Annotated in this window: 10 protein-coding genes; 8 read left to right on the forward strand and 2 right to left on the reverse strand. The window is 62.2% G+C overall.

All coding sequences use genetic code 11. From position 1 onward, the window contains the following. Nucleotides 1-63: 63 nt before the first annotated feature. Nucleotides 64-234, reverse strand: coding sequence for a hypothetical protein (locus F1735_RS19650; RefSeq protein ID WP_166874768.1), 171 nt, complete (start codon nt 232-234; stop codon nt 64-66). A 334-nt stretch (nt 235-568) separates the two neighbouring features. Then, the gene (locus F1735_RS19655) at nt 569-976 is read right to left on the reverse strand and encodes a hypothetical protein (RefSeq protein ID WP_166885694.1); all 408 of its coding nucleotides are present in this window, start codon (nt 974-976) and stop codon (nt 569-571) included. On the opposite strand from F1735_RS19655, the gene F1735_RS19660 reads away from it, so the two are divergent. The 8 genes from F1735_RS19660 (at nt 975) to F1735_RS19695 (ending at nt 8,822) form a co-directional block, all read left to right on the forward strand. Further along, entirely contained in the window at nt 975-1,421 is a 447-nt protein-coding gene (locus tag F1735_RS19660; protein WP_167238516.1) for a hypothetical protein, read from the forward strand. The two genes, F1735_RS19655 and F1735_RS19660, sit on opposite strands and share 2 nt — an antisense overlap. Before the next feature lie 84 nt (nt 1,422-1,505). Next, nucleotides 1,506-1,898 (forward strand): MerR family transcriptional regulator, encoded by a 393-nt coding sequence (locus F1735_RS19665; protein ID WP_166885847.1) that lies wholly within the window; start codon nt 1,506-1,508, stop codon nt 1,896-1,898. Nucleotides 1,899-1,981: 83 nt separating this feature from the next. Then, the gene (locus F1735_RS19670) at nt 1,982-3,166 is read left to right on the forward strand and encodes an isovaleryl-CoA dehydrogenase (protein WP_167238517.1); all 1,185 of its coding nucleotides are present in this window, start codon (nt 1,982-1,984) and stop codon (nt 3,164-3,166) included. A 166-nt stretch (nt 3,167-3,332) separates the two neighbouring features. After that, nucleotides 3,333-5,159, forward strand: a complete 1,827-nt coding sequence (gene aceK, locus F1735_RS19675) for a bifunctional isocitrate dehydrogenase kinase/phosphatase (RefSeq protein ID WP_167238518.1) — start codon at nt 3,333-3,335, stop codon at nt 5,157-5,159. Continuing rightward, nucleotides 5,152-6,351, forward strand: coding sequence for an acetyl-CoA C-acyltransferase (locus F1735_RS19680; protein ID WP_167238519.1), 1,200 nt, complete (start codon nt 5,152-5,154; stop codon nt 6,349-6,351). The genes aceK and F1735_RS19680 overlap by 8 nt, the downstream gene beginning before the upstream one ends. Nucleotides 6,352-6,455: 104 nt before the next feature. Beyond that, nucleotides 6,456-7,124, forward strand: a complete 669-nt coding sequence (locus tag F1735_RS19685) for an SDR family oxidoreductase (protein WP_167238520.1) — start codon at nt 6,456-6,458, stop codon at nt 7,122-7,124. A 19-nt stretch (nt 7,125-7,143) separates the two neighbouring features. After that, a complete protein-coding gene (locus tag F1735_RS19690) occupies nt 7,144-8,271 on the forward strand; it encodes an acyl-CoA dehydrogenase family protein (protein WP_167238521.1) in 1,128 nt (375 codons plus the stop codon). 2 nt (nt 8,272-8,273) lie between these two features. Further along, on the forward strand, nt 8,274-8,822 hold the full coding sequence (locus F1735_RS19695; protein WP_167238522.1) for a GNAT family N-acetyltransferase: 549 nt from the start codon (nt 8,274-8,276) through the stop codon (nt 8,820-8,822). Nucleotides 8,823-9,047 lie beyond the last annotated feature (225 nt).

Raw genomic sequence — 9,047 nt, forward strand, 5'->3', positions numbered from 1 at the left:
GATCTTCGCAACGAGTACACAGGCAAGCGCGCGCCAGCTGTGCCGGCGCCGCGCTGGCCGCGATCAGCGCTTGTCGAACTGCCAGCTGTCGGCCTTTTTCAGTTCTTTTGCTTCCTCGACCATCCGCCGATGGGCGATGCGCTTGCGCATGACTTCTGCGTGCTGCGCGGCAGTCATCGGGGGAACAGTCATCAGGTCCTTGAGTTGCGCGGTATTGCTGTAGTTACTTTTCATAAGACGGCTGGGTCCTCGACGTGTTGCGTAACGGGATGACAAGACTGCAATGTCTGTTGTGATTATGATCCACTATGCCGTGTTTGTGCGGCACAATATCAATTCCTTGCAACCGGGAAAGTTCCTCACGGTCTGACCATTGTGCATGAATTTTATGGCTTCGCCATGACAAATCATAAAGCCCCGTCGAATTTGCAGAGGACAGGGTCGTGATTGGACGTTGATGTGACGCAGAAGGCGTGCGTAGGCAGGCAAGCACCGATATCGGGGCGCTTGGCGTGAAAATAGTTTGGTTTATATCAACACGAAAAAGGCCGATACGCCTACCAAATAGCTACTTTTGGTAATTAATTCGTACAAGCATGCGAATGAATTCGCGTGCTATTTGACGATGATGTTCGTCCAGTCTCTGTAAATCCGCAATGAGTTTCACATCGGCGGATTCGAAACGCGACAAGCCGGCCGCGCTGTCGCTGTTTGCCGAGGCGCTTTCGTCCCCGCCAAAGCGTAACCATTCCGCCGGCACGCCCAGCCATTGCGCGATCATGCGCAGCTTCTCCTGGGTGGGAATCGCCTCTCCAACCAGCCATTTCCGGGCAGCATGCACAGTAATGGGCCGTCCATCGAAGCGAATGTTAAATTCCCGCGCCAGGCGGGTAGGGCTGTCGGGGGAGTAGTGGGCGTTCTTCAGTGCCTGCTGCAGGCGCTCACTAAAGCTTTCGCGTTCGTTGGATGAATTCATGAGTGGCACTATTTCATGCAACGGCATGAAAGTCAGTCTCTTCACGGTTGAGACCAATTGTGACAAGTTACATTTGCAATTTAACAATCAAGCGGGAATTGTACACCCTCGCAGCATTGCCGCAAACCACGAGGAAATGTTAATTCTTCAGCAATTTTTGGCGGGCTGGCATACTCGATCGGCCGTCACTGGTCGGAAAAACCAGTATAGGCGCAGCGTCCCCGCGCCACCCCCGCGCACGAACCGATGGTTTGGCTTAGATCAGATGGCAGCGCAGGATGCCGTCGTCATCATGGCTGCGGCGCAATACACCGTTGTACCAGAGCTTGTGCAAATGGGCCAGCGCCGCAAGGGCAGGACAGCGCGGATGCGAGCGCATTCATGGCGCATTCTTTCGTGTTCAGGAAGACGGCAGGCACGCTACAATAGGTTGACGTTGACGTAAACGGCAAGCTGCGCCCAATTCCAAGCGGTTGCGCGCGGCCCCTTCCACCCGCCGCCTGAGAATAGCTCCGAGCCACTGATGTCCATACGTACTTACACCATCGCCGAACTGGCGCGCGAATTCGACATTACCGCGCGCGCCATCCGCTTCTACGAAGACCAGGGCTTGCTGCGCCCCAGCCGCGAAGGCGTGGGCGGGCGCAACCGGGTCTACACGGCGCGCGACCGCACCCACCTGAAACTGACCCTGCGCGGCAAGCGCCTCGGCCTGACCTTGTCGGAAATCAAGAGCATCGTCGACATGTACGAGTCGCCCAAGGATACCGCGGCGCAGATGAACCGCTTCCTCGGCGTGCTGGCCCACCAGCGCGAAACGCTCGAGCGCCAGCGCGAGGATATCGACATGGCCCTGGCCGAAATTGCCGCCCATGAAGAGGAATGCCGCCGCATGCTGGCCGAACAAACGGCGAATGCCTAAACAGCCTCGCTGCTTGACGTTTACGTTAACGTCAAACATGCGTATGATGAACTCTTCCCATTCCGACCCCGCGAGGACGACAAATGCTGCATCTTCCAGGCTTGACCTTTGACCATGGCGAAGACATCGCCGCGCTGCGCGAAGCAGTCCAACAATTCGCCGCGGTAGAGATCGCTCCCCGCGCGGCGGAAATCGACCGCAGCGACCAGTTCCCGATGGACCTGTGGCGCAAGATGGGCGACCTGGGCGTGCTGGGCATTACTGTCGACGAGCAATACGGCGGCGCCCAGATGGGTTACCTGGCGCACATCGTGGCGATGGAAGAAATCTCGCGCGCGTCGGCCTCGGTCGGCCTGTCGTACGGCGCCCACTCGAATCTGTGCGTCAACCAGATCAAGCGCAACGGCACCGAAGAACAGAAGATGAAGTACCTGCCGAAGCTCATTTCCGGCGAATATATCGGCGCACTCGCCATGTCCGAGCCGAACGCCGGCTCCGACGTGGTCAGCATGAAGCTGCGCGCCGATTTCAAGGGCGACCGCTGGGTGCTCAACGGCACCAAGATGTGGATCACCAACGGCCCGGACGCCGACGTGCTGGTGGTGTACGCCAAGAACGACCTGGAAGCCGGCCCGCGCGGCATGACGGCCTTCATCATCGAAAAAGGTTACAAGGGTTTTTCGATCGCGCAAAAGCTCGACAAGCTGGGCATGCGCGGCTCGCACACGGGCGAACTGGTGTTCCAGGACTGCGAAGTGCCGCTTGAAAACGTGCTCGGTGGCTTGGGCAAGGGCGTCAATGTGTTGATGTCGGGCCTCGATTTCGAGCGTACCGTGCTCTCGGGCGGGCCGCTCGGCATCATGGCGGCGTGCATGGACGCGGTGGTGCCGTACGTACACGAGCGCAAGCAGTTCGGCCAGCCGATCGGCGAATTCCAGCTCATGCAGGGCAAACTGGCCGACATGTATTCGACCATGATGGCGTGCAAGGCGTATGTGTATGCCGTGGGCCAGGCCTGCGACCGCGCCAAGACGCCGGAAGCGATCCGCAACCTGCGCAAGGATGCGGCCGGGGCGATTTTGTACAGCGCCGAAAAGGCGACCTGGATGGCGGGTGAAGCGATCCAGACCCTGGGCGGCAATGGTTATATCAACGAGTATCCGGTCGGACGTCTGTGGCGCGATGCGAAGCTCTACGAAATCGGCGCAGGCACCAGCGAAATCCGCCGCATGCTGATCGGGCGCGAGTTGTTTGCGGAGACCAAGTAATTTCGGTCACCGCCGACCTCAAGACCGTCGTTCCCGCGCAGGCGGGGACCCAAGTTCGTCATTCAGCCATCGGCTGCGGCGCACACTTGGATTCCCGCCTGCGCGGGAACGACGAGCTTGCGGCGTATAGAATAGTCTTCCCACAAAAGACTGATCGAGAAGCCAGATGACACAAGTTGCGTTCCCCAAGCTGCTGTCTTCGCAGATTGCTTTCGACATCGCCCGCACCATCCTCGACGGTTTCGACAAGCACTACCGCCTGTTCCGCCAGACCAGCCAGGTCGCCAAGCGCCATTTCGAAACCGGTTCCTGGGCCACCGCCCAGCAGGCGGCGCGCGAGCGCATCGGCTTTTACGACCAGCGCGTGCAGGAATGCGTGCAAATCCTCGAAGATGAATACGATAACGGCGAACTGACCGACGAAGTCTGGCGCGAACTCAAACTGCACTACATCGGCATGCTGTCCGGCCACAAGCAGCCCGAACTGGCCGAAACTTTCTTCAACTCGGTCTGCTGCAACATCCTGCACCGCACCTATTTCCACAACGATTTCATTTTCGTGCGTCCGGTGGTATCCACCGAGTACATCGAAACCGACGAGCTGCTGCCGACCTACCGCGTGTACTACCCGGCCAAGGACGGCCTGCGCTTCGCGCTCAAGCGCATCGTCACCAATTTCCAGCTGAACTGCAAGTTCGCCAACCTCGACCGCGACATCGCGCTGGTCGAAGCACGCCTCAAGCTCATCTTCGGCGGCGAAGCGCTCGAGCCGAACCACCAGATCCAGGTGCTGTCGAGCCTGTTCTTCCGCAACAAGGGCGCCTACATCGTCGGCAAGGGCATCAACGGCAACCGTGAATATCCATTCATCGTGCCGATCCTGCACAACCGCCACGGCGAGCTGATCCTCGACACGGTGCTGTTCGACCATGAACAGATCACCATCCTGTTTTCGTTTACGCGCGCCTACTTCCTGGTGGACATGGAAGTGCCCTCGGCCTACGTGCAATTCCTGCGCAGCCTGCTGCCGCGTAAACCACGGAGCGAGATCTACACCATCCTCGGCCTGCAAAAGCAGGGCAAGACGCTGTTCTACCGCGATTACCTGCAGCACCTGAAACACACCGCCGACCGTTTCGAAATCGCGCCCGGCATCAAGGGCCTGGTGATGCTGGTGTTCGCGCTGCCCTCGTTTCCGTACGTGTTCAAGGTAATCAAGGATTTCTTCCCGGCGCCGAAAGAAACCACGCGCGCCCAGATCAAGGAAAAATACCTGCTGGTCAAGAACCACGACCGCGTGGGCCGCATGGCCGACACGCTCGAATACTCGAACGTGGCCTTTCCGCTGGAACGTTTTTCGGAAGAACTGATCGCCGAGCTGATGCATCACGCGCCCTCGCTGGTCGAGTACGAAGGCGACCGCATCATCATCCGCCACCTGTACATCGAACGGCGCATGGTGCCGCTCAATATCTTCCTGAACCAGGCCGAAGTGGCCGGCAACGATGCGCTGATCGAACACGGCGTGCTCGAATACGGCAACGCCATCAAGGAACTGGTGGCCGCGAATATCTTCCCCGGCGATATGCTGTACAAGAACTTCGGCGTGACGCGCCACGGCCGCGTGGTGTTTTACGATTACGACGAAATCGAATATATCACCGACTGCAATTTCCGCAATATCCCGGAACCGCGCAACGAAGAAGATGAAATGTCGGCCGAGCCGTGGTACTCGATCGGCAAGCACGATGTGTTTCCCGAGCAGTTCGGCGCATTTTTGCTGGGTAACGCGAAAATCCGCCTGTATTTCATGAAACACCACGCGGACCTGTTGACCAGGGACTTCTGGCAGTCGCGCAAGCAGCGCATCATGGACGGCCATATCGAAGACGTGTTCCCGTATCCGCAGCAAATCCGCTTTTGTAACCAGAGTGCCGCCGATAATCCGGCGGCATATACCCCGTCCTATTTGGAGAACTTGCACAATGAATGATCCAGTCGTTATCGTCGGCGCGGCCCGCACACCCATGGGCGCGTTCCAGGGCGATTTTTCCTCCAAGTCCGCCAGCGACCTGGGCGCCGTGGCCATCGCCGCCGCCGTCGAGCGTTCCGGCGTTGACGCCAAGCTGGTCGAACACGTTTACTTCGGCAACTGCCTGATGGCCGGCCAGGGCCAGGCCCCGGCGCGCCAGGCGGCCATCAAGGGCGGCTTGCCGCTGTCCGCCGGCGCGGTGACGCTGTCGAAGATGTGCGGCTCGGCCATGCAAGCGGCCATTTTCGCGCATGACAGCCTGCTCGCGGGCAGCGCCGACATCGTCGTCGCCGGCGGCATGGAGTCGATGACCAATGCGCCCTACCTGATTCCGAAGGCGCGCGGCGGCTACCGCATCGGCCACGGCCAGATGCTCGACCACATGATGTACGACGGCCTGGAAGACGCCTACTCGCGCAACGAGAAAACCGGCGAAGGCCGTTCCATGGGCACCTTTGCCGAAGAATGCGTGGCCAAGTATGCGTTCACGCGCGAAGCGCAGGACGCGTTTGCGATCGCCTCGGTCAAGCGCGCGCAGGAAGCCAACAACGAAGGCTACTTCAAGTGGGAAATCGCGCCGGTCACCGTGAGCACGCGCGCGGGCGACGCCATCATCGACAAGGATGAAGGCCCGGCCAAGGCCAAGCTCGATAAAATCCCCGCGTTGAAGCCCGCCTTCAAGAAGGACGGCACCATCACCGCCGCCTCGTCGTCGTCGATCAACGATGGCGCCGCGGCCCTGGTGCTGATGCGCGAATCGAAAGCGCGCGAACTGGGCCTGACCCCGATCGCCCGCATCGTCGCTCACTCCACCTTTGCGCAGGAACCGGACCTGTTCACCACCGCCCCGATCGGCGCGCTGCAAAAGCTGTTCGCCAAGACCGGCTGGACGCCGTCCGAAGTGGACCTGTACGAGATCAACGAAGCGTTTGCGGCGGTGCCGATGGCGGCGATGCACGAGTTGAACATCCCGCACGACAAGGTCAATATCCACGGCGGCGCCTGTGCGCTGGGCCACCCGATCGGCGCCTCGGGCGCGCGCATTATCGTCACCCTGCTCGGCGCGCTGAAGAAAACCGGCGGCAAGCGCGGCGTGGCCTCGCTGTGCATCGGCGGCGGCGAAGCGACGGCGATGGCGTTCGAGATGATGTAATCCGGCCACCGTCGTTCCCCGCCGAGGGCCGCCTTGGCGCGGGGACGACGGATATGAGGTTAGCGGCAAAGCTGCATGTATCCGAACCCCGACCAAGAGAATCAATGCCAACAGCACTCATCATCGGCGCCTCGCGCGGCATCGGCCGCGAACTGGTGCGCCAGTACCTGGCCGACGGCTGGCGCGTGCTCGCCACCGCCCGCAACAGCGACGACTGCGCCGCCCTCGGCGCGGCCGGCGCGCATCCGTACCAGCTCGACGTCACCAGCGCCGACTCCATCGCCGCCCTGGGCTGGAACCTGGACGGCGAACTGCTCGACACCGCCATTCTCAACGCCGGCGTGTACGGCCCGCGCCACGACGGCTTTCCGACGCAAGACGACTTCGACGCCGTCATGCACACCAACGTGCTGGCCGCCCTGCGCCTGCTGCCCGTGATCGCCCCCATGGTGGCCGAGGCGCGCGGCAAGCTGGCCGTGATCTCCTCGCGCATGGCCTCGATGGGCGCGCGCGGCAGCGCTTCCGGCACCCTGTACCGCGCCAGCAAGGCGGCCTTGAATTCGGTGCTGGTCGATACCGGCATCCGCTTCGGCCCCAAGGGCGCGACCTGCGTCGCCTTCCATCCGGGCTGGGTCCAGACCGACATGGGCGGCCCCGGCGCCGACATCACGCCCGAACAAAGCGCGGCCGGCCTGCGCGCCACCCTGGCCGGCCTTGACGCCGCCGCCAACGGCGCCTTCCTCAATTACGACGGCACGCCAATTCCCTGGTAAGCCCAACCTAGCGAAACCCATGATACTGACCGAAGAACACCAGATGATCCGCGACGCCCTGCGCAGCTTTTCGCAGGAGCGCCTCGCCCCCAACGCCGCGCGCTGGGACAAGGAGCACTACTTTCCCAAGGAAGAACTGAAGGAACTGGCCGCACTGGGCGCCTTTGGCGTGGCGGTGCCCGAAGAAATGGGCGGCGCCGGCCTTGACTACGTGTCGCTGGCGCTGGTGCTCGAAGAAATCGCGGCCGGCGACGGCGGCACCTCGACCATCATCTCGGTCAACAACTGCCCGGTATGCAGCATCGCCATGATGTATGCGAACGACGCGCAAAAAGAACAGTGGCTGCGGCCCCTGGCGCAAGGCGCGATGCTGGGCGCGTTCGCGCTGACCGAGCCGCACACCGGCAGCGATGCCTCGGCGCTGCGCACCACCGCCACGCGCGAAGGCGACGAGTATGTGTTGAACGGCACCAAGCAGTTCATCACCAGCGGCAAATATGCCGACGTGGCGATCGTCATGGCGGTCACCGACAAGGCGGCCGGCAAGAAGGGCATCAGCGCGTTCTGGGTGCCGACGGCCACCCCCGGCTACATCGTGGCCGGCCTGGAACAGAAGATGGGCCAGCACTCGTCGGACACGGCGCAGATCCTGTTCGAGAACTGCCGCATCCCGGCCGCCAACCTGATTGGCGAAGAAGGCCAGGGCTACAAGATCGCCTTGTCGGGACTCGAGGGCGGACGGATCGGCATCGCCTCGCAGGCGGTCGGCATGGCGCGCGCCGCGTTCGAGGCGGCGCTGGTGTATGCGCGCGAGCGCGAAAGCTTCGGCAAACCGATTTTCGAGCACCAGTCGGTGCAGTTCAAACTGTCCGAGATGGCAACCCAGATCGAGGCCGCGCGCCAGTTGATCCGGCACGCCGCGTCGATGAAGGATGCCGGCCTGCCCTGCCTGAAAGAAGCTGCGATGGCCAAGCTGTTCGCCTCCGAAATGGCCGAGCGGGTTTGCTCCGACGCGATCCAGGTGCATGGCGGCTACGGCTACGTGAGCGACTTCCCGGTCGAACGCATCTACCGCGATGTGCGCGTGTGCCAGATCTACGAAGGCACCAGCGACATCCAGAAGATCCTGATCGCGCGGGCGCTGTAAGCATGGCGGGCGAAGCGATCATCCGGCCGGCCGCAAGCGGCGACCTCGAAGCCTTCTTCGCCTACCTGAACGAGCACCTGCGCGACAACGGCAGCGGCGCCACGGCGCTGTTCATGCCGATGCCGCGCGGCGCCTCGTGCTTTGGCCCCGAACGCGAAACCGCCTTTCGCCATGCGTTCGCCAGCGCCCTCGGGCAGCCCGGGTGGCGCCGCCTGTGGCTGGCGCACGACAGCGACGGCGCCATCCGGGGCCACATCGACCTGCGTGCGCGTCCTGAAGGCGCTTGCGCGCACCGCGCGCTGCTCGGCATGGGCGTGCGGCGCGACGCCCGCCAGCAGGGCCTGGGGGCGCGCCTGATCGCCGTGGCGGCGGCGTGGGCGGCCAGCGCGGCGGCACTCGACTGGATCGACCTCGAAGTGCTGTCGGTGAACCTGCCTGCGCGCCAGCTGTACACGCGCTGCGGCTTCGTGCAGACCGGCGAAACGGCCGACATGTTCCGCATCGACGGCGAAGCGCTCGCGTATACCTTCATGTCGCTCGCCCTTCGCTGACATTGCCTGGCCTTACCCGGACAGGGTAAGAATGACAATGTTCCTTGAAAAAGCTGCCGGGATCATGGCACGATGCGGAACCATTGATTCACCGCTCGTTGACATCCTCCCCTCCCTACAGGAAGGGGATTCCTACGGCGCCGCGTGATGATCTACGGGTCGCTTCGGTGGGTTCCTGCTTCATCGAGCGGCCTGACTGCGCCGACTCTCCACAGGCCAAGACGC

This window comes from Massilia genomosp. 1, from assembly GCF_011682185.1.
Classification (GTDB): domain Bacteria; phylum Pseudomonadota; class Gammaproteobacteria; order Burkholderiales; family Burkholderiaceae_D; genus Telluria_A; species Telluria_A rubra.